The organism is Acinetobacter sp. MB5, assembly GCF_003261585.1.
In the GTDB taxonomy this organism is placed as follows: Bacteria; Pseudomonadota; Gammaproteobacteria; order Pseudomonadales; family Moraxellaceae; genus Acinetobacter.
This window is the reverse complement of sequence record NZ_POVU01000014.1, coordinates 22,344-42,116: the sequence shown is the minus strand read 5'-3', so window position 1 is coordinate 42,116 and position 19,773 is coordinate 22,344. Positions and strand designations below refer to the sequence as shown.

The window sequence follows — 19,773 nt, the reverse complement described above, 5'->3', positions numbered from 1 at the left end:
CATGACAATCACCAAAAACTTATTAGATCAAGTCAAATCTTGGCGACATGATTTTCATGCACATCCAGAAACAGGTTTTCAGGAATTTCAGACCTCTGAAAAAGTGGCGCAATATCTACGTTCTTTTGGGTTAAAAGTCGATGTTGGACTGGCTGGAACAGGTGTCATTGCGACACTTGAGCAAGGCGATGGCCCAACCATCGGTTTGCGCGCAGACATGGATGCCTTACCGTTTACCGAATTGGGCAATATTGAGCATAAGTCTAAACATCAAGGCGTCATGCATGCCTGTGGACATGATGGACATACCTCAATTTTACTGGGGGCGGCTAAAATTTTAAGTGAAACACGAAATTTTAAAGGCACAGTACACTTTGTATTTCAACCCGCAGAAGAAAATCTGGGGGGTGCAATCAAAATGGTGGAAGAAGGTTTATTTGAAAAATATCCGATGGATGCCATTTATGGTCTACACAACTGGCCGGGGCTACCTGCGGGGCATATTGGCGTCAATCCTGGTGCAATGATGGCATCACTCGATTCTTTTGAAATCACCCTGATGGGTAAAAGCTGTCATGCAGCCATGCCCGAAAAAGGGCATGATCCGATTGTCGCCGCTTCACAACTGGTTCTTGCTTTGCAAACGATTGTGTCTCGACAAGTATCTCCACTGGAAAGTGCAGTTGTCAGCATTACCCAGTTTAATGGTGGCGAAGCCATTAATATTATTCCTGAAAAAGTCACCCTTCGCGGGACAATGCGTTGTCTGCACCCTGATGTCCGCAAAATGGTCAAAGCCCGTATTGAACAGATGGTTCAAGATATTCCAAAAATATTTCAGGTGGATGGTTCAATTGAATTTTTCCCAGGTTATCCAGTCACCATGAACCATGCACAACAAGCCCAGTATGTGCGTGAAACCGCAATCGAAATTCTGGGGGCAGACAAAGTACATTGGGATATTCAACCCACAATGGCTTCAGAAGATTTCGCCTGCATGCTTGAAAGCTGCCCTGGGGCATATTTCTGGCTCGGCGCAGATGGATCAACTCCGTCTAAACCCCTGCATAATGCTTACTATGACTTCAATGATGACATCATTGAAACAGGCGTTTTATTTTGGAAAACCCTTGTTGAAACCCAACTCAAGCCATAATGAGATAAAACAACTCAATGACACTCAGTGTATTTGACCTATTTAAAATTGGCATTGGCCCCTCCAGTTCGCATACGGTTGGGCCAATGCGGGCTGCCTATCAATATGTTGCAATGCTGCAACAGCAACAGTTGTTGACTTCAATTCATCGTATTGAAATCACCTTATATGGTTCACTGTCAGCTACGGGTGTGGGTCATGCAACCGATCAAGCCATTTTACTGGGACTGATGGGTTTTCACCCCGAAACCATTGATACCCGTAACAATGTGCAGTATTTAGACGAAATTGCTCAGCAGCAGACCTTAAATCTCAATCAGCAACATAAAATTGGATTTTGTTCTGCAAACGATTTAATTTTTTCCAGTGAATCTCTGCCTTATCATCCCAATGCCATGAGCATTACGGGGTTTGACTCACAACAACAGATTCTTTATAGCAACACCTATTATTCTGTCGGTGGTGGATTTATTTTAGAGCATGCGGATATTTCTCAGCCTACACCCACCCAGACCACACAGGATGTGCCCTTTCCCTTTCGAAATGCCGCTGAACTTTTGGCACACAGCCAACAGCAGCAATGTAGTATCAGCCAGATTATGCTCGAAAATGAAAAAACGTGGCATAGCGAAGAACAGATTCGGCAAAAGATTCTGTCAATTTGGTCGGTGATGCAGCAATGTATCCAGAATGGTTTAAACAATGAGGGCATACTTCCTGGTGGTTTACAGGTCAAACGCCGAGCCAAAAAACTGCATCACATGCTGCAAAACCACACGCGAAAGCAGCTTATTTTTTCATCCTTTCAAGCCATTGAATGGGTGAATTTATATGCACTAGCCGTGAATGAAGAAAATGCCGCAGGCGGACGAGTGGTCACTGCTCCCACCAATGGAGCATCAGGCATTATTCCTGCAGTACTGTATTATTATTTGAAACATGACCCATCTATCAGTGACGATCTGATAGTTCGGTTTTTCCTTGCCGCGGCAGCCATTGGAATTTTATGCAAGCTTAATGCCTCAATTTCAGGGGCAGAAGTCGGTTGTCAGGGCGAGGTTGGCTCAGCCTGTGCCATGGCCTCGGCAGGGTTAGCTGAAATGTTTGGCGGCACTCCACAACAGGTTGAAAATGCAGCCGAAATTGGACTGGAACACAATCTTGGACTGACCTGTGATCCGATTGGGGGGCTGGTGCAAATTCCATGTATCGAGCGCAATGCCATCGCTGCGGTTAAGGCGATTAATGCGGCACAAATGGCGCTGCGTGGAGATGGTGAACATTTTGTCTCTTTGGACAAAGTGATTCAAACCATGAAAGCGACAGGCAAGGATATGTCTGAAAAATATAAAGAAACTTCTCAGGGTGGCTTAGCCGTCAATGCCATTGAATGCTAAATATTAAACAGATTTTTGTGTTGCGTCTAAAGCAACACTAATCTTTTTTAATATCATTGCTGATATGGCAAAAATATGTAAAAACTATGAATGTTTTGTGACCATTCGCATATTGAAAAGGAAATACAATGGGCGCTATAGATTCAACTGCAACACATAGAAATGGTTTTTTTATTATTTTGGGGTGGGCCTTTATTATTCTGATCATTTCAGAAAAAATTGGCCCAATTACAATTCCTTTGGGGCAAGGGAAAATTACACTCCTGCCGATGATTTGGGCGCTGATTCTCGGTGCGATACTTGGGGTCATCAGCAGTAAACGCATTTTCTCGACGGCTATGACCAAGCCGCTGCAAATTAAAGCCGCACATTATTTACAACCCGCACTGCTCTTTTTCATCGCTAAACTCGGTTTAGTGGTCGGTTCATCTTTACCTGTGGTCTTTCAAGCGGGTTGGGCACTGATTTTTCAGGAATTCGGGCATTTTGTGGGTACAGTCGTGATTGCGATGCCAATTGCATTATTGCTTGGCATTAAACGTGAGGCGATTGGCGCAACCTTCTCTGTCGGTCGTGAACCAAGTCTGGCGATTATTAGTGAAAAATATGGGATGAACTCTCCAGAAGGTCGAGGTGTTCTTGCGGAATACATCACTGGAACACTGATCGGGGCGATTTTCATTTCTATTGTGGCGGGGTTTGTGACCAGCCTCAATATTTTCGATCCACGCTCTTTGGCAATGGCTTCAGGTGTCGGTTCAGGCAGTATGATGGCTGGTGCAGCAGGTGCAATTTCGGCACATCTTGACGCTCAAACTGCCGATACAGTCATGGCTTTGGCTGCTGCATCGAATTTATTGACCACAACCTTCGGCACATATTTCACTTTATTTATTTCCTTGCCGTTGGCTGTCGCAAGCTATCGCGTTTTAGAACCGATTTTAGGTCGCTGGAGTCGCAGTAACCAACCTGAAGATCATTCAACCAATGAGTTGGCACTCAATGCTGTCGAAGAAACTGAACATAGCGGCTCACTACAATGGTTAGAAAAAGCCGTTATTTTGGTGATGGTTTCGATCATGTCCATGCTGGCTAACTGGATTGCCTTTCAGAATTTCTCAATCTCGGTAGTGGTGGGTTGTGCAATTATGATCATCATTGCCTTGCTGGGTGATCTGATTTACTTCATCACCAAGAAGAAAATTCCTGCCGTGTGCTTTGTGTCACTCATCGCCATGTTTGCTTCTTCACCGTGGTGCCCTTGGGGAGCAATAATTAGCGATTTGACAAAATCAATGAATGTATTAGCGATTTTAACGCCTATGCTGACATTTGCAGGTCTCTCTATCGCAAAAGATATTCCTGCATTTCGTAAATTAGGTTGGAAAATTGTGCTGGTATCTTTATTGGCAAACTTTGGTACATTCATCGGTGCAGCTATGATTGCAGAAATCTTCCATTAAGGTCACTTTCCTAGACGAGAACATTAAATGCTATAGCGCCTGCTAGACTGCATAGAAAAAGCCCGAATATTTCATTCGGGCTTGCTTATATTTAACTCTGAAAAATCAGTGAGCTTATGTCGCTCGCCAATTCCACGATACTTATCTAAACTATAAATCAACCTGATGTCATTTAATTCAACTTATTGATTCTACTGAACTTGGAAACATTTGAAGTTTGAATGCTAAATTCTGTCTGACCGCAGGCCACTCACTTCGCAAAATACTATACACATAGGTATCTCGTAAAATATCGTCTTTCACAATCTGATGGCTTCTTAATATCCCATCCAGTTTGGCACCTAGGCGTTCAATCGCAGCACGGCTTTTAAAATTAAATGATGATGTCCGAAACTCAACCGCGATACAGTTCAAAACCTCAAAAGCGTGGCTCAGCAAGAGTTGCTTGGCTTCGGTATTGACTGCACTACGCTGTGCTGATTGGCGATACCACGTCGAGCCGATTTCCAAACGATGGTGTGCAGCGTCAATATTCATGAAACTGGTCATGCCTAAAACTTTACCACTTTGGCGCTCAAACACTGTGAAAGGTAGCATTTGACCTTGCTGTTGCAGCGCTAAACGCCTTTGAATTTCAGCCAACATGTTTGCTGGGGTTGGAATGAAGGTGAACCAAAGTTTCCATAACTCGCCATCTTGTACCGCTTCACTTAATTCCAGATGATGCGATTCATCGAGTGGTTTTAAAATGACGTGCTGCCCAAGCAATGTCACGGGCTCTATCCATTGCATAGTGGATTCCTCAATTTGTTCTTTATTCACATGACTGTTTTATTTTTGATGCAGCGACCTGATGCATGGCATCACCAATCTCATGTTGCCCCGTTGCTGTTAAAGCATTGGCAACACCTAGAACATCCCGATATTCCTTGTTTTGCCCGAGTTTGGCTTTGCCTTGTAATCGGGTGATTTGTATTTCAATCCCCACAATGGCTTTTAGCATCGGTTCCAAATAGTCTTTTGGCGCATCTGACATTTTCCAAGGTTCAGCTTGTGTGGCTTCATGTGTGCGCGTTAAGCGTGCCACCACACCTCGAACATAGCGTTCATCATCGCGGATTTTCACGGTGCCATAAGCATGTACTGCCCTGTAGTTCCACGTTGGAACTTGTTGATGATGCTCATGTTTACTCGGATACCACTGTGGTGAGATATAGGCATCTCCAGCCCGAAATACCACCAGTACCTCATCCCCATCTTGAATGTCTTGCCAGACAGGATTACTTCGCGACACATGTGCATGCAATACCCCTAGTTCTGACTGATCGGTGCTGAGTTCAAAAGGAAGATGATTTGCATCCAAACCACTGCTGCCATGCGTAAACAAAATACCCAAAGCATGCTGTTTGATGAGTTGATGCATGACGTCAATTTGCGGGATTTCAAAATCTGCGGGGATATACATGGGTTACACTCTTTTAATGGTGACTCAAAAATGAAGATGACTTTATTGTTGTAAATTTCTCCTATTCACTGGATTATTAAAAGAACCAGTTTATTTTATTTTAAGTAGACCAGAATTATGGCAAGAATTGCAAAAGTCATCGACCTTCCCTCAATTGTTAAACTGAATAAAGCTAAGGGACAGATTGGCTCGCAACTGATTCAGATTTTGAGAGAAGCGGTACAACAAGGCGATTTACAAGCTGGTGATCCGCTGCCTTCTTCACGTAAACTGGCTCAAACTTTAGGTATTGCCCGCGGAACGATTATTGAGGTCTATGATCAACTGATTGCTGAAGGTGTTTTAGAAGCACGTGCACGACAGGGAACATTTGTTTCGCATGCGCTCAAAAGCCCAAATCCTCAAGCAGCATCACCCCAATCGATTGATACCGTGTCGCTGACCGATGCAGCACGAACGTATGCTGAGATTTTCAAGGAATTTAAACCTTTAGCACATCGACCATTTGCTATTTCTGTTCCCACAGGACGTACACAACCCAGTGACGCTTGGCGCAAATTTGGCAATCGCTTTCGCGCACGCGGGGTAGCGGCTCCCTCAGGCTATGATGACCCTCAAGGTGTCTATGCACTCCGTTCTGCAATTGCCGACTATGTTCGACGCTCCCGCTCCGTTCAGTGCGAACCCGAGCAAATTGTGATTACCAGTGGCATTCAGCAAGCGCTGTATCTTTGTAGCCAGATTCTATTTACCAAGCATGATGCTGTCTGGGTTGAAGACCCCGCCTATCGTGGTACGACGGCTATTCTGGAAAATTCGTTGCATCAGCTTCAAATTAACCGTGTTCCTGTCGATGAAGACGGAATTCTAGTCCAAAAAGGAATTGATCTCGCACCTCAAGCGCGAGCTGCCTTTGTCACCCCTTCACATCAATATCCACTAGGGATGCCAATGAGTTTGGCTCGGCGCACCGAACTGGTTGCATGGGCGAAACAGCAACGGGCGTGGATTGTTGAAGATGATTATGACAGTGAACTCCGTTACACGGGTCAGCCTTTTCCCGCACTACAAGCGATGGCACCCGATCAGGTCATTTACCTTGGAACCTTTAGTAAGGTACTTTTTCCTTCGTTGAGACTGGGTTACGCGGTATTACCAAAAGTCTTGGTGGCACCCTTTTGTGGACTTCGAGCACTGATTGACCGTCATCCTCCCTCTGCGGATCAGCATGTACTGGGGGCATTTATACAAGAAGGCTATTTAGAACGACACATTCGTCGGATACGTAATGTGTATGCTGAAAATCGTCAACAGATCATCCAACTGATTGATCGCTATATTCCAAAAACACATGCTTTCATTGAATCTGGGGATCAAGGTATGCACATGGTGCTCTGGTTGGTAGCTCCTGCTGATGATATGAAAATTGCACAATTCGCATGTGAAGCTGGAGTTTCGGTCAAAGCGATATCGCCCACTTTTTCTAAAGCAAGGAAACAGTCTGGCTTAATTCTGGGTCTCGGTGATTTTGATCTTATTCAGATCGAAAATGCGATCAAAACTCTAGCCCAAATCATTGAGCAAAATCGTTAGGTATATTTATTTTTCAATATTGATTTAGATTAGCCAATTTAAGTTCAATTTAGAATTTTCAAACTATTATTTTCTACGATTCTGGTTCAGTTCTATAAATTATTGTTATCGCTATCAGGTCTTATAATTCTTGAATTGTAGAAAACTAATTTTAAAAATAGAGAGGTCATTCCACAATTTATTCAATATAGTATTGCGACAATTATTATCTCAAAGTCTACTGGTAACTTTGACGATAAACCAAGAAATTTATAATGTACTTCAAGTGATCGCCAAGGCCTCTATAACAGAGGTCATTGGCTTAATTTTGAATAGGCTTCTTTTGATCATGCATACAAAATGACCTGCTAAACGGAGTTCAGTATGCTTTATTTGGCCCTTGCCTTAAATAAAATATAATTCCTGTCATGATCATGATCACACCAACCAACACACTCAAATTCAATTGTTCATGATTCAATATTGCACCTAAACTCAAGGCAATAATCGGTGTGATCACATTGCTTAAAGAAATTGTGACGGGTTTCAGTTCACGAATCAGCCAGAAATAGCACAACATGGCAATAATTGATGAGCATAGAATAGTAAATGCCAGACCTAGCAAGGTTTTACTTTCAGGAAAATGCTGAGGCACATGTTGGTAGATAGAAGGAAGTAGTAGTAAAGATGCCAGCGCCGAAACCAGCAATGAGCCTGTTGCCTGTGACATTGGTGTTAAAGGTGCAGCAATATGCTTCACCCAAAAGATAGAACTCACATAAGAAATAATGCTGATTAAAATTAAACCGATACCGATTGGTTGAACATGATTTCCTGTCTGGTCAGCAAAAACCACGATCAAACCAAAGACCGCCATGAGCATGCCAAACCATTGTATGCTCACCAGACGTTGATTTTTGAGAACGAAATGGCCGATTAAACCTGAAATCAATGGGGATAGCCCAAATAACAAAGCCATTAGGCCTGAGGTTAAATAACGGGCAGCCAGATAAATAAAAAACTGGGCACCAATTAAATTCAGACTCCCTGCCACATAACTCATTAATGATCGGTGATCTAGGGGCAAAGGATTACGAAAAATGCGCAATAAAGCATAGGCTAAAATAGATGCGCCGATATATCGGATCATCAAGATCCAAAGTGGATCAATTTCTTGCACACTCCAGACAATTGCCAGAGGTGTTGCAGCCCAGATCAAGACAAGAATGGCATAAATGCTCAGGTGGGAAACAGAAATAGATCCCTTAAACAAAAACATGAAGAATATCCGTATCAATCCACCCATGCTGCCAACAACAACATAGGCGGATGTGTTTAAGCCTGCTACGACTAAATTCAAGCAACCTTACGTAAATCAGTCTCGAGATTAAGTAATTTCTCCGCGTCAAATGGCTGTGCTTTAGCAACCATTTTCTTTAAATGACGCATGTCTTTCGCCTGATTGATGGTAATTCCCGCCACAATAATGCCATCACGTATTCCGAACATGACACAGTGGGTATTTTTACCCTGCTCAAGATCCATGTCGCCACGAATATGCCATTCAGGAGCATTCATATCACCAACAAACTGGAAATTCATCTCCAGTTGATCCGTCCAGAACCATGCAGGATTCGGTTTTGCAAATTCGTTCCCCATGACATGACGTGCAAAAATTCCGGCCTGATTGTTGGCATTTTCCCAGGTTTCGATACGACGATACTGGCCTTCTGGAGTCAGTTGTGTTGCCACATCGCCTGCGGCATAAATATCTGGATTAGACGTTTGACAGTATGCATTGACCCGAATTGCAAAATCGACATCGAGACCAGCGTCTTGTGCCAAATCAGTGTTCGGGATAATCCCAATCCCGTAAATCACCGCATCACCTGTAAACTGCTGACCATTTTCCAGCGTGAGAACCACCTCTTGATCATGTCGTTCAGCGCATTTCAGTTTGGCATTGAGATGAATGACAACACCTTCACGCTGATGCTGTTGCAGTAAAAACTCACTCAAATGTAAGGGAGAACAGCGTCCCATGACCATTGGGCCTTGTTCTAGTACAGTAACCTGACAGCCTTTAGCACGGGCACTCGATGCAAGTTCTAATCCGATCACACCGCCACCTACAATCAAAATGCGTTTCTCAGGTTGCAACACAGGAATCAATTTCTGTGAATCTTCCAGATTACGCAAGGTATATACCTGTTGTCCCAAAGCATCGAGCGTGGGTAAACGACGTGCTGATCCGCCTGTGGCCAGAAGCAATTTATCGTAGTGGATCACGTCACCACTTTTTAAAACCAGTTGATGTGCTTCAGGCTGAAGTTTGATCACAGCATTATTGGAAATCACTTGAACATTGAGTTCTGCAAGTTTTTGCTCAGAAAGAATTTCTAGCTTGGTCTGCTCGGGATTTAAAATCGCGTCTTTCGATAAAGGTGGACGCTCATACGGCAAATGAGGTTCATCGCCAATTAAAATAATCTCACCAGCAAATTGCTGGGCACGTAGCTCTAGAATTGCACTGGCACCTGCCTGACCTGCACCTACAATTGCAATAGTTTGAACACTCATGTGTTTTGTCCTTTATTTCAAGTTGGCTGTGACAATGCCAAAACCCGCAATCCATTCTGAAATAGCTTCATAACAATGAACTTTCATTTCATAGTCACCTAAGGCGGAAAGTGCTGCAAAAGCGGCAATCCACGCGCGAATCTCTTGCCCGCCACGACCACCATCACGACGGATCTCGGATTCAGTCATTTTCTCAATGGCTGCAAAATCTGCATTCTGAAAAATATTCAGCAAATGTTGATCCCACTCTGGATTCAGTGGCACGGCAACCGAAGTATCTCCTGCTGCCAGACGTTGCCCGACTGCTATAATTTTGGCTTGGCGTGCGTTACGTGCTTCTGTAGACGGATGACGGCCTGCAATCAAAAACTCTTCCACTTCTGGGGGAACAGAGCCAATTTGTGGTGTTGGTGGATCATGTGATAAACCACCTGTTCCTAAAATAAGAACCCGTTCATTTTCAAGGTTTAACGACTGGATAAATGAACCTACAGCTCGACCCAGTGCAATTGCCCGTTTGGTCGTAGGTAATGGGACAGCCGCTCCATTCACAAAAACTGGAATTGTCGGATAACGGTCTAACTGGCCTTCACATAAAAAATGCAAGGGCTGAGTAACCCCATGATCGGCCTGCATACGATATGAAAATGCGACATCGACGCCTTCATCCAGAACATGACGAACCAGTTGTAGAGCAGTTTGTTCAGGTACATTGAGCTTACCTGGGCCATAATCCCAGTCGCCTGCAGCGGTTGCCCGAATTCCAACACAAAAACTTGGCATCAGGTCATAAAAGAAACCATTAAAATGATCGGGACCAAAACTAATAATCAGGGTTGGATCATATTGTTTTAATTCAGCCGCCAAAGTTTTAAAGGTTGCACGAACAACCTCTTCCTGACGCTTTTCAATCGGTGAAGCAAACTCCATCAGCGGACTATGCGATGCGCAAATCAGTTTAACAGCCATGTTGAACTCCAAAACTAGATCGCCAAGAGGCGATCTATATAGCTCTATCCACTAAACCTTTAGGACAAAACGTCAAAAAACCCTGCATTAGGTTGACGTAAACCACGAATACCTAAACCACAGTCGGCATTAATAAACACACCCGATAATGGCCGGTTATTTTGTCGAGAGGCGAGTAGCACATAAGAGCCTGTCATATCTTCGGCTTCTGGCAAAAATTTCAGCGGCATACCTTGTCCAATCCGAACAGGATCGCGTGCATCGAGCAGTCCTAAATTTTCCTGTCCTAACGAGGCTGCACCTTTGACATTGACATTCATCCCTGACGGAGCGACGGCATTGACACGGATTTTAGGTGCCAGCTCATACGCCAGCTCACGTACCAAGCCCACGCCAGCATGTTTTGATGCGGTGTAGATTGGCCCACCACCCGATGAATAAAATGCAGAATTCGACAAGGTAAAAATCATGGAGCCTTCCGTTTTCAGCAATTCATTCAATGCCGCTTTGGCACCCAGCAAATAACCTTTGGTGTTAATACTCATGATTTCATCAAAGGCCTGATCTAGTTGCTCACCCGACATATTGACGATATCGGCATAGTGATCCCAGATTCCTGCATTGCCAATAAAACAGTCCAGCTTGCCAAAACGTGCCACAGTCGCTTCAACCGCACGAACATTGTCGGCATATTGGGCTACATCACCTGCAACCGCGACAATACGGTCACCATAGTGGGCAATCAGCTCATCAACTTTAGATTGGGAGCGTTGCAACACGGCAACTTGCGCACCTTCATTTAAAAACCGTTCAACCAGTGCCAGTCCAAGCCCAGAACCACCACCTGTGATCAATACCACTTCACCTTGTAACCAGCCCATTATGCAACTCCAGCCAGTTCAACAAATACAGCACCATCTTCAATCACAACAGGAAAAGTCTGGATCGGGTCAGTCGCTGGGACACATTGCGGTACACCTGTCTTTAAGCAGAAACGTGATGCATGTAATGGGCATTCCACTGTGCCATCTTCTTCCAGATAGCCCTCAGACATTGAGGCATTACCATGACTACATTTGTCATTCATGGCAAAAAACTCGCCATTAAAATTAAACACTGCAAGTGCAGCAATTCCACCTACACCGCAGTCGACTTTCAATGCATCACCTTCATCAAGCTCGTCTACCTGACAAACAAATATCTTTTCCATTAGAAAAACACCGTAATATTGTGGGAAGTTAAGGTTGCCTGATCGAGCGTGATATCACGTTTGGCAATCAACCAGCCCAAACTGCTCTCGTCATTTTTACGGATCAGATCCACCCGTCTACCCACATAAATCAGTACGTCTTTTTCTTTTTGCGAGCGATAAAGCATATAGTTGCTATGCACCAGATATTCATCGGCTTGCTCGGTTGGCTCGACCCGAATATTGGTAATCAGATGACGAGTCCGTGATGGAGGCTCTTCCGACCATGACATGCCTGTTTCCAGTTTTGCAACCCGACGCTCTAACACAAATTTATCGTCGTGATAAATCCAGGTTGAAGGGGGTGCTATACTTTTACGACGATCACGAGTCTGGGCATTGGTGGTGGTTTTGAGTGTGTAAAGAATATCTTCGCTCAAAATATCGAGCCAATCGCGAAACTTCCAGTCATCTAACAATTGCGCTTCGGCATATAAGAACTGGCTAATGTCATGGTAAAGCTCTAGTCCGATAGAACGCCATATCGGTTGTGGTTTTAACGCATCAACGATCTGATTCATTTCGCAAGCTCCATCTCATCTGCTGTAGCAACAGCCGAAGCATTTTTTTGCAAAAGCTCTTGCTCATACGCTGCTGTCGCTCTTTCTACATCTTCCCATTTTTCATGCATCAGCAGGTTTGCCCAGTGGCGATACATGCTACGTGCTGCTGTTTCAGAGAAAACATGGTTGGTAATACCAGGCACGTCATCGCGGAGCTTTTCATTGCCTAACCCCATTTCCATAATGAGTTTGCTGTTACGCGCTTTATAACCACGGAGTACTTTTTGGATTTCAATCCAGTTTTCACCATCATCTGCTTCTGCAAAGCCTGCTGGCCCAAATGCTCGGCAAGCATTTAACTCCATTGCTTCTTTAATATGCTGTGGTGCAGCCTTGTCCGTAATACAAAATGCCCAAACTTCAGTTTTATCTGGGCCACGTGGATGCCATATCCGCATGGTGGTCATGCCATTGAGCCAAGATAAGGTTGGGAACATGGTGTTATGCCCTGCTAGGCGCAAGGCACGAATATCACCCAAACGGGCTTTGGTTTCTTCATAGGTTTCACGAAAATAGTCAGCCACCTGACCATCGACCCAGAAGTTGGCATCTGGTTTTTCAGTTAAGAAAAAGCCCGAGCCGTGTCCACGTTGACCATATTGCACACAGCTTTGTACGGTTTCCCAAACTGGACGTGCTGTTTGTGCTGCACCCAAGGCTTTTGAAGCATCATCATCGGGCTTGCCACCCAAGACCTGTACCGCAGAAGCATGTGAATACGGGGCATGATATTGGTCAGAAGCGAACTGTTCTGCTGCAAATTTCCAGTTACAGTTAATTTCCCATTTATGGATGCCACCAATAACTTCTGAACCGCCTTCACGACGATCAATCATCGCATCGAGGTACCACGCAATATCACCCATATAGCTGCGTAAATCAGGGGTATCCTCTGCCCAGCAACCAAAAATCAAACCTTTATAACTTTCAACACGAGGAACTTCGACCAATCCCCATTTTTCTTTGCATGCACCATGTGGGAAAGCCACATTTTCTAAAGGAATATCTTTTAGTGAGCCGTCAATGCCATAAGACCAACCGTGGTAGGGACACGTAAAAGCACGTGTATTTCCGCAGTCAGCATAGCTGACCCGCATGGAACGGTGACGGCACTGGTTCAATAATGCTTTGATTGATCCATCTTTTTGACGGGTAACAATAATTGGGTCTTCACCCATATAAGTATTAAAGAAATCGCCTGATTTAGGAATCTGGCTTTCATGGCAAAGAAATAACCAGCAGCGTCCAAAAACACGCTCAAGTTCAAGTTCATATAATTTAGGGTCAGTATAAATAGATGGCGAAATACGTCCATTTTGTGCATCGACTAAAGCATCGATTTCACGCACATCAATTTTTTCACTCATGATCGCTCTCCTGCTGCCACCATCAATCAAAAAGATGGAGGAATCTGTTGGAGGCATAATGATTTTTTAGCAGATATAAGTGAAATATTTTATAAGTTTCAAATTAGATATTTTATGAATTATTCGATCAGGTTTTTTATACTAAATTATAGTCGAGCTTTTAAATATACTTTGTTTTGCTTAAATGGATTTAATACTTGCTGTTTGATCTATTCCTTATGGCAATTGCCCAGTGGAATAAGCAAGCATTTTTAGGATTGTTGTCATCATGGAATTACGTCATCTTCGCTATTTTATTATGGTTGCAGAAGAACTTAACTTTAGTCGAGCAGCCCTCAAACTCTATACTGCACAGCCGTCGTTGAGTCAGCAAATTAAGGATCTGGAAGAATATGTCGGCGTTAAGCTACTGCATAGAACCAAGCGTAAAGTCGAACTTACAGAAGAAGGGAAAGTCTTTTTAGAGCGGGCAAAGATTACGCTTGCTGAAGCAGATAAAGCAGTCACGATGGCACGTCAGGTCGCCAAATCCAAAAAGCATTTACTCACGATCGGCTTTGTTCCTGTTGCCGAGATGAAAGTATTTCCTTATGTTTTACCGAATCTTAGAGTCAAAAATCCAGATTTAAAAATTGAGTTGCTGAGTATGAATAATACCAACCAGATAGATGCACTCAAAAAAGGAGAACTCGACGTTGCCTTTATACGGGATAATTTAAATAACGAAGAAATCCAGAGCCAGTTTGTACTGCGTGAGCCAATGATTTTCCTGCTCCACCGTGATCATCCTCTGACCAAGTATGACCGTATTCCAGTTAAAGCGCTTAACGGAATTGATTTTATTATTCCAGCAATGGAACAGTCTTCGGTACTTCATCATGCCATTTTAGATTTTGCACAAAGGCATCACATTAAATTTAATATTGTGCAACAAGCAGATAATATTCTGTTTAATATTAATTCTATCGGGATGGGTCTCGGCTGCGCGATTTTGCCTGCTTATGTTGAACCGCTGATCGCCAATAATACGGTGATTCGTCCTTTAGAAGTTGAATTACCTTATCTTGATTTATTTGTTAGCTATCGAAAAAATTCAAAATCTTTAGGTATTCAGAAGCTAATCGAGTTACTCAATACGGTTTTTTACTTAAATATTAACCATGACTAAAGTTTATATTTATAAAACACAGATATTGTTATCTGATTTATAGACCTAAGTAGTATAAAAAAAAGGATGAATCTCATCCTTTTTTCTTTTTTAAATTATTTTGCATGTAGTTTTAGATATTGCTTCAACACAAGATTAAACTCTTCTGCCTTTTCCACTTGCGACCAATGTCCACACTGACTAAAAATATGCGCATCGGCATGTGGGACTGTATTCAGAATATCCCAAGAGCGAGAAACTGGAATCACCACATCCTGCACACCATGAATCAGCAACACAGGAACGGTGATGCCTTTCATTTTTTCAAAATCGAGTGGGAATTCAAAACGATCACGGTCACGTGCACCCACCACATCCATTAAACGATCAGAAGCATAGTCATTTTTGGCCGCTTCATAACGTACTTTAACCAGCTCATCGGTAATCAAATCTTTGTTGACCACAAACATCGACAAGGTCTTTTTAATGCCTTCCTCAGTCAATGTCGGGTTTGAATGTGCTTTTAGTGCTGCAGTCTGTTTTGCTCCACCCGTCCCCATGGAAACAATACCCAGTACACGTTCAGGATAATCCAGAGCCAATTGGAAGGCTAACCAGCCGCCTAAAGAATTGCCCACTAACCATGTCTTTTCAATGTTCAAAGCATCCAGCACACGAATGGCATGATCAACCCAAGCACGAATACCATATGCCGTACCTTCTGCTACGATCGTCTGACCATAACCAATCGAATCTATCGCAATACAGCGACCTTGTTCTGCAATCTCTGGTAAATTCAACCACCAGTTGGCTGCTGCCGACACACCTGTACCCGAACCATGTAAAAATAGAATCGGTGTTCCTTCTCCGACTTCATGATAATGTGTTAATTCACCAGCCGCTGTCGCAATCCATTTATCTTCCAGCCCAAAAAAAGCATCCGTTTGGTAACTTGGAATCTGTACAGAACTCATAAAGTCTCCCTATCTGTAAGGTATTCATTGGTTTTAAATAAACCAATTTTTTTCATCAAAATTAATATGAGATCTAGATTCTATAATGTTCTTAAAGGCTCATTTAGAGTTAATAAAGATGATACAAAAGCTATTAAATATAATTCAGGAAAAATATAAGGTAACTATAAGAATAAATTACAGTTACCTTAAAGATTAAAACTTATAGGTATAGGTAGTTGCGATTCGGTTTTCTTTTATATTACTGATTTGACCTTGTACATTATGCCAGTTCACATCAATATACATCCATTCAAAACCAAGACCTTTGAATTTCCCTTCAGGAACGACATAATTGAGAATGAAGTTAAATTCATTTTCTGTACCCCGACCCGATTTCGTACCATTACTTTCATAGTGTGTATCGATATTCCAGCCGCTAAAATATTTGGCCGTCGCTTTTAAGCCATTTATTCCCCAACCTGCAAAATTATAACTATAGGTCATGCCTAACGATTGTTCGTCTTTACGAATAAAGCTGGCAACACCCCAGTTATCTAAATACGGTTGTGGCACCCAACCTGCCAAAGTTGGAAAATAAGGCTCGCCAGTTGCAGCACTTGGATTCGATCCCTGATTTCCAAACATTTGCTGATACCCTAGACCAATCGTCTGATTTTTATAGCTAAACGTGGTTCCTAAAGATAAAGCCTGATTATCAATTTTGCCATATAATGCATCCCCCGACTGGCGATTATCGAATATGCGAATATGGCTATCGAATTTGGCATCCTTGTTCAGCGCTTCTTTAAAGCTTAAACCCAGATAGTTTTGTTGATAGATATTGTCGACATCGGCATAAAAATAAGAACCAAACCAATTTTTATTAAACTGATGATCAACGCCCGCAATATACATTCCCTTGACTTTGCTATCCTCAGTCAGATTTTTCGGCCATAGACCTAAATCCATTGTCTGGTTTTCATAGCGAGCATTGATACTATTGATATAACCTAAAGTAATTTTTGTGTTTTTAATGTCTTTAGATTCGAGCCAAACACCATTATAGGTTGTCAAAAGCTGTCGAGAAGGGTCGTAAACCAACACAGGCGTGACAGGAAGCAACTCACCCACACGCAGTTCTGTTTGTGCGATTTTAGCTTTTAATGTCACGCCAACATGTCCAAATTCACTTGCCTGATGTCCTGTTCCCGCTTTTCCTTCATAAGGCAATACCCAGTCTGGATTACGGTCACGCCCATCCAGACGCACTGCGTATTGTGCCAGCAGGTCAGCCCCCACCTGAACACCCTCTAAATCCACATAGCCTGACTTGCTATCGAGCGTCATGCCTTGCGACCAGCTACCCCAGTTTTTACTCGATGCTGTATCGTATTGCCGATCCAGATAGAAATTTTTCAATTTGATTTGTGTTTGACTGTCTTCAAAGAAATCTGCGTAAGTCAGTGGGCTGGTCATTCCAAGACCTGTCCCCACTAAAGCCATCCATAAAGCATAACGATGCATTGTTTAAATCCTAATTGAACAATGTAATGAGCGCGCTATGATGTAGAACAGATTGCCGAACGAATATCAGACAACAGTAGTAAACTTTTGCCCCAATTTATCTTCGTCAATTTGTTAACTTATTTTTTTATATTTTAAAAGTATGAACAAAACCAAATCCTCCAACCACCCATCATGAAGATTAATATAATTTATTGTTTTTTATATAAAATATTCATTTATCTTAAATCTGTATTTTTATTTAATTGCTTTTTTATTTGAAAAGAAAATAGCCCTGTTCAATCTATCGTTTTAAATAATAGCTAAAAACTTTAAGTTAATTGTTAATAACTATTTTTAACTCACATTTTCATCGGTCAAAAAATAAAAAAGCATCCTGATCAGGATGCTTTTTTAATAAATTCCAATTCGTTTAGCTAACTTTTGCTTCACTCAAGGCAACTGATTTAGACATGGTTAATGCCAAGTCCTCAATCATATCTTCCTGACCACCCACAGTGCCTCGACGTCCTAATTCAAGCAGGATTTCGCGTGCAGAAACGCCATATTTGGCTTCTGCGCGTTTAGCAAATAACAAGAACGAAGAATAAACACCAGCATAACCTAAAGTCGCTGCATCGCGGTCTGCACGAATCGGATGTGTCATCATTGGAATGATAATGTCTTCAGCAATGTCTTGAACCTTAAACAAATCTACACCTGTTTCCAGTCCCATACGATTGGCGACAGCAACAAATAGTTCAAGCGGAGTATTGCCTGCTCCTGCGCCTAAACCTGCCGATGCCAAGTCCACACGGACTGCGCCTGCATTTATGGCAGTAATTGAGTTCGCGACACCCATTCCCAAGTTATGGTGTCCATGAAAACCAATTTCCACATCTGCTGGCAGATTGGCACGTAAGATTCCTACCCGATCTGTTACATCTTGCGGCAACAGATACCCTGCGGAGTCAGTGACATAAATACAGTTAGCGCCATAAGACACCATTTTCTGTGCTTCCTCGAGCAATTTCTCTGGAGTTGCCATGTGCGCCATCATCAAGAAGCCTACGGTATCCATACCCAGTTTACGCGCTGCCGTAATATGCTGTTCAGATACATCGGCTTCCGTTGAATGCGTTGCAACACGAATGGTTGCAACACCCACATCATGCGCCATTTTCAGATGATCAACGGTTCCAATACCTGGCAGTAAAAGTGCAGACACTTTGGCTTTTTTCAGGTTTGGAATCACTGCTTTTAGATATTCTTCATCGGTCGCTGCTGCAAATCCATAATTCACAGAGTTACCGCCTAAACCGTCACCATGTGTCACTTCAATTAATGGCACACCCGCATCATCCAGTGCAGTTGCAATTTTCACCATTTGTTCAGGTGTAGTTTGATGGCGCATTGGATGCATACCATCACGTAAAGTCATATCATTAATAATAATCTTAGACATGTGGTCATCCTTTTAAGCTTCAGCGGTTTCTAATAAACGTTCTGCAAACATTTCTGCGGTACGGGCAGCAGCAGCCGTCATAATGTCAAGGTTGCCCGCATATTTTGGTAGGAAGTCACCTAGTCCCTCAACTTCAAGGAACATCGATACACGATTGCCATCAAAGACTGGGCCATTGACCAGTTTATAGCCTGGAACATATTTCTGAACTTCTTTGATCATGGCATGCACAGATTTGGTAATCGCTGCCTGATCTGGTTCGCCTTCAACTAAACAGTGCACGGTGTCACGCATGATCAGTGGTGGCTCGGCAGGGTTAATGATGATGATCGCTTTGCCTTGTTTTGCGCCCCCCACTTTTTCAATTGCACCTGCTGTAGTACGGGTAAATTCGTCTATATTTTTACGCGTACCTGGACCAACTGACTTGGTCGATACAGTGGCAATGATTTCACCATAATTTACGGTTTGTACTCGTGAAATCGCCGCCACCATAGGAATCGTCGCTTGACCACCACAGGTCACCATGTTGACGTTTGGCAACTCACCTGCTTCAAGTAATGCTTCCAAGTTCACGGGCGGTACACAAAAAGGGCCAATCGCTGCAGGCGTCAAGTCGATCATTTGTACACCTAGTTCATTTAGCTTGCGGCTATTTTCAGCATGCACATAAGCAGAAGTCGCATCAAATGCGATCTTGATGTCATCGGCGATCACGTGGGGTAATAAGCCATCTACACCTTCAGCCGTGGTTTTTAATCCCATTTTTGCTGCACGCGCCAATCCTTCAGAAGTCGGGTCAATTCCCACCATCCAGACAGGTTCTAAAAAGTTACTACGTTGTAATTTATAGAGTAAATCTGTCCCAATATTTCCTGGGCCAATCAGTGCACATTTAATCTTTTTCATTTTACTCATCTC

Annotated in this window: 18 protein-coding genes; 5 read left to right on the top strand and 13 right to left on the bottom strand. The window is 43.0% G+C overall.

The annotated features are described in order from the left end of the window. The first annotated feature begins 1 nt into the window (after window position 1). The 3 genes from C1A47_RS13735 to C1A47_RS13725 all read left to right on the top strand — a co-directional run bounded on the left by C1A47_RS13735 (window position 2) and on the right by C1A47_RS13725 (window position 4,016). On the top strand, window positions 2-1,156 hold the full coding sequence (locus tag C1A47_RS13735; protein WP_111895594.1) for a M20 aminoacylase family protein: 1,155 nt from the start codon (window positions 2-4) through the stop codon (window positions 1,154-1,156). 17 nt (window positions 1,157-1,173) lie between these two features. Further along, window positions 1,174-2,553: an L-serine ammonia-lyase gene (locus tag C1A47_RS13730; protein ID WP_111895593.1), complete on the top strand. Its 1,380-nt coding sequence runs from the start codon at window positions 1,174-1,176 to the stop codon at window positions 2,551-2,553. A gap of 128 nt (window positions 2,554-2,681) precedes the next feature. Next, the gene (locus C1A47_RS13725) at window positions 2,682-4,016 is read left to right on the top strand and encodes a DUF3100 domain-containing protein (protein ID WP_111895592.1); all 1,335 of its coding nucleotides are present in this window, start codon (window positions 2,682-2,684) and stop codon (window positions 4,014-4,016) included. Between the two features lie 177 nt (window positions 4,017-4,193). On the opposite strand, the gene C1A47_RS13720 is transcribed toward C1A47_RS13725, so the two are convergent. Together C1A47_RS13720 and C1A47_RS13715 are read right to left on the bottom strand one after the other, a co-directional pair. Beyond that, window positions 4,194-4,808, bottom strand: a complete 615-nt coding sequence (locus C1A47_RS13720; protein ID WP_111895591.1) for a GNAT family N-acetyltransferase — start codon at window positions 4,806-4,808, stop codon at window positions 4,194-4,196. A 22-nt stretch (window positions 4,809-4,830) separates the two neighbouring features. Next, window positions 4,831-5,481: an FMN-binding negative transcriptional regulator gene (locus C1A47_RS13715; protein ID WP_111895590.1), complete on the bottom strand. Its 651-nt coding sequence runs from the start codon at window positions 5,479-5,481 to the stop codon at window positions 4,831-4,833. Between the two features lie 117 nt (window positions 5,482-5,598). Between C1A47_RS13715 and C1A47_RS13710 the strand changes: the two genes are divergently transcribed. Continuing rightward, window positions 5,599-7,074: a PLP-dependent aminotransferase family protein gene (locus C1A47_RS13710; RefSeq protein ID WP_111895589.1), complete on the top strand. Its 1,476-nt coding sequence runs from the start codon at window positions 5,599-5,601 to the stop codon at window positions 7,072-7,074. Between the two features lie 358 nt (window positions 7,075-7,432). On the opposite strand, the gene C1A47_RS13705 is transcribed toward C1A47_RS13710, so the two are convergent. From C1A47_RS13705 to hcaE, 7 genes are all read right to left on the bottom strand, one after another. Continuing rightward, window positions 7,433-8,332: a DMT family transporter gene (locus C1A47_RS13705; protein WP_111895588.1), complete on the bottom strand. Its 900-nt coding sequence runs from the start codon at window positions 8,330-8,332 to the stop codon at window positions 7,433-7,435. A gap of 77 nt (window positions 8,333-8,409) precedes the next feature. After that, the gene (gene hcaD, locus C1A47_RS13700; protein ID WP_111895587.1) at window positions 8,410-9,633 is read right to left on the bottom strand and encodes a 3-phenylpropionate/cinnamic acid dioxygenase ferredoxin--NAD(+) reductase subunit; all 1,224 of its coding nucleotides are present in this window, start codon (window positions 9,631-9,633) and stop codon (window positions 8,410-8,412) included. Between the two features lie 12 nt (window positions 9,634-9,645). Next, on the bottom strand, window positions 9,646-10,602 hold the full coding sequence (locus C1A47_RS13695) for a 3-carboxyethylcatechol 2,3-dioxygenase (protein ID WP_111895586.1): 957 nt from the start codon (window positions 10,600-10,602) through the stop codon (window positions 9,646-9,648). Window positions 10,603-10,661: 59 nt separating this feature from the next. Next, window positions 10,662-11,483 (bottom strand): 3-phenylpropionate-dihydrodiol/cinnamic acid-dihydrodiol dehydrogenase, encoded by an 822-nt coding sequence (hcaB, locus tag C1A47_RS13690; RefSeq protein ID WP_111895585.1) that lies wholly within the window; start codon window positions 11,481-11,483, stop codon window positions 10,662-10,664. Then, complete coding sequence (gene hcaC / locus C1A47_RS13685; protein ID WP_111895584.1) at window positions 11,483-11,812, bottom strand: 3-phenylpropionate/cinnamic acid dioxygenase ferredoxin subunit; 330 nt, start codon at window positions 11,810-11,812, stop codon at window positions 11,483-11,485. The genes hcaB and hcaC overlap by 1 nt, the downstream gene beginning before the upstream one ends. Further along, window positions 11,812-12,372 (bottom strand): 3-phenylpropionate/cinnamic acid dioxygenase subunit beta, encoded by a 561-nt coding sequence (hcaF, locus tag C1A47_RS13680; protein ID WP_111895583.1) that lies wholly within the window; start codon window positions 12,370-12,372, stop codon window positions 11,812-11,814. Before hcaF ends, hcaC begins: the two co-directional genes overlap by 1 nt. After that, window positions 12,369-13,781 carry a 3-phenylpropionate/cinnamic acid dioxygenase subunit alpha gene (hcaE, locus tag C1A47_RS13675; RefSeq protein WP_111895582.1) on the bottom strand — a complete coding sequence of 471 codons (1,413 nt, stop codon included), beginning with the start codon at window positions 13,779-13,781 and terminating at the stop codon, window positions 12,369-12,371. Before hcaE ends, hcaF begins: the two co-directional genes overlap by 4 nt. A gap of 268 nt (window positions 13,782-14,049) precedes the next feature. Here hcaE and hcaR point away from each other — a divergent pair, with 268 nt between their 5' ends. Further along, window positions 14,050-14,949: a DNA-binding transcriptional regulator HcaR gene (gene hcaR / locus C1A47_RS13670; protein ID WP_111895581.1), complete on the top strand. Its 900-nt coding sequence runs from the start codon at window positions 14,050-14,052 to the stop codon at window positions 14,947-14,949. Between the two features lie 95 nt (window positions 14,950-15,044). Here the strand turns inward: hcaR and C1A47_RS13665 are convergent, their stop codons facing one another. From C1A47_RS13665 to C1A47_RS13650, 4 genes are all read right to left on the bottom strand, one after another. Beyond that, window positions 15,045-15,902: an alpha/beta fold hydrolase gene (locus C1A47_RS13665; RefSeq protein ID WP_111895580.1), complete on the bottom strand. Its 858-nt coding sequence runs from the start codon at window positions 15,900-15,902 to the stop codon at window positions 15,045-15,047. A 195-nt stretch (window positions 15,903-16,097) separates the two neighbouring features. After that, window positions 16,098-17,408, bottom strand: coding sequence for an OprD family outer membrane porin (locus C1A47_RS13660; RefSeq protein WP_111895579.1), 1,311 nt, complete (start codon window positions 17,406-17,408; stop codon window positions 16,098-16,100). Window positions 17,409-17,820: 412 nt separating this feature from the next. Then, window positions 17,821-18,852: a 4-hydroxy-2-oxovalerate aldolase gene (gene dmpG / locus C1A47_RS13655; RefSeq protein ID WP_111895578.1), complete on the bottom strand. Its 1,032-nt coding sequence runs from the start codon at window positions 18,850-18,852 to the stop codon at window positions 17,821-17,823. A gap of 12 nt (window positions 18,853-18,864) precedes the next feature. Further along, window positions 18,865-19,761, bottom strand: coding sequence for an acetaldehyde dehydrogenase (acetylating) (locus C1A47_RS13650; RefSeq protein ID WP_111895577.1), 897 nt, complete (start codon window positions 19,759-19,761; stop codon window positions 18,865-18,867). Window positions 19,762-19,773 lie beyond the last annotated feature (12 nt).

Coding starts and splice junctions, on each gene's coding strand:
- C1A47_RS13735 (WP_111895594.1), top strand. CDS start 2: ATGACAATCACCAAAAACTTATTAGATCAAGTCAAATCTTGGCGACAT.
- C1A47_RS13730 (WP_111895593.1), top strand. CDS start 1,174: ATGACACTCAGTGTATTTGACCTATTTAAAATTGGCATTGGCCCCTCC.
- C1A47_RS13725 (WP_111895592.1), top strand. CDS start 2,682: ATGGGCGCTATAGATTCAACTGCAACACATAGAAATGGTTTTTTTATT.
- C1A47_RS13720 (WP_111895591.1), bottom strand. CDS start 4,808: ATGCAATGGATAGAGCCCGTGACATTGCTTGGGCAGCACGTCATTTTA.
- C1A47_RS13715 (WP_111895590.1), bottom strand. CDS start 5,481: ATGTATATCCCCGCAGATTTTGAAATCCCGCAAATTGACGTCATGCAT.
- C1A47_RS13710 (WP_111895589.1), top strand. CDS start 5,599: ATGGCAAGAATTGCAAAAGTCATCGACCTTCCCTCAATTGTTAAACTG.
- C1A47_RS13705 (WP_111895588.1), bottom strand. CDS start 8,332: ATGTTTTTGTTTAAGGGATCTATTTCTGTTTCCCACCTGAGCATTTAT.
- hcaD (WP_111895587.1), bottom strand. CDS start 9,633: ATGAGTGTTCAAACTATTGCAATTGTAGGTGCAGGTCAGGCAGGTGCC.
- C1A47_RS13695 (WP_111895586.1), bottom strand. CDS start 10,602: ATGGCTGTTAAACTGATTTGCGCATCGCATAGTCCGCTGATGGAGTTT.
- hcaB (WP_111895585.1), bottom strand. CDS start 11,483: ATGGGCTGGTTACAAGGTGAAGTGGTATTGATCACAGGTGGTGGTTCT.
- hcaC (WP_111895584.1), bottom strand. CDS start 11,812: ATGGAAAAGATATTTGTTTGTCAGGTAGACGAGCTTGATGAAGGTGAT.
- hcaF (WP_111895583.1), bottom strand. CDS start 12,372: ATGAATCAGATCGTTGATGCGTTAAAACCACAACCGATATGGCGTTCT.
- hcaE (WP_111895582.1), bottom strand. CDS start 13,781: ATGAGTGAAAAAATTGATGTGCGTGAAATCGATGCTTTAGTCGATGCA.
- hcaR (WP_111895581.1), top strand. CDS start 14,050: ATGGAATTACGTCATCTTCGCTATTTTATTATGGTTGCAGAAGAACTT.
- C1A47_RS13665 (WP_111895580.1), bottom strand. CDS start 15,902: ATGAGTTCTGTACAGATTCCAAGTTACCAAACGGATGCTTTTTTTGGG.
- C1A47_RS13660 (WP_111895579.1), bottom strand. CDS start 17,408: ATGCATCGTTATGCTTTATGGATGGCTTTAGTGGGGACAGGTCTTGGA.
- dmpG (WP_111895578.1), bottom strand. CDS start 18,852: ATGTCTAAGATTATTATTAATGATATGACTTTACGTGATGGTATGCAT.
- C1A47_RS13650 (WP_111895577.1), bottom strand. CDS start 19,761: ATGAAAAAGATTAAATGTGCACTGATTGGCCCAGGAAATATTGGGACA.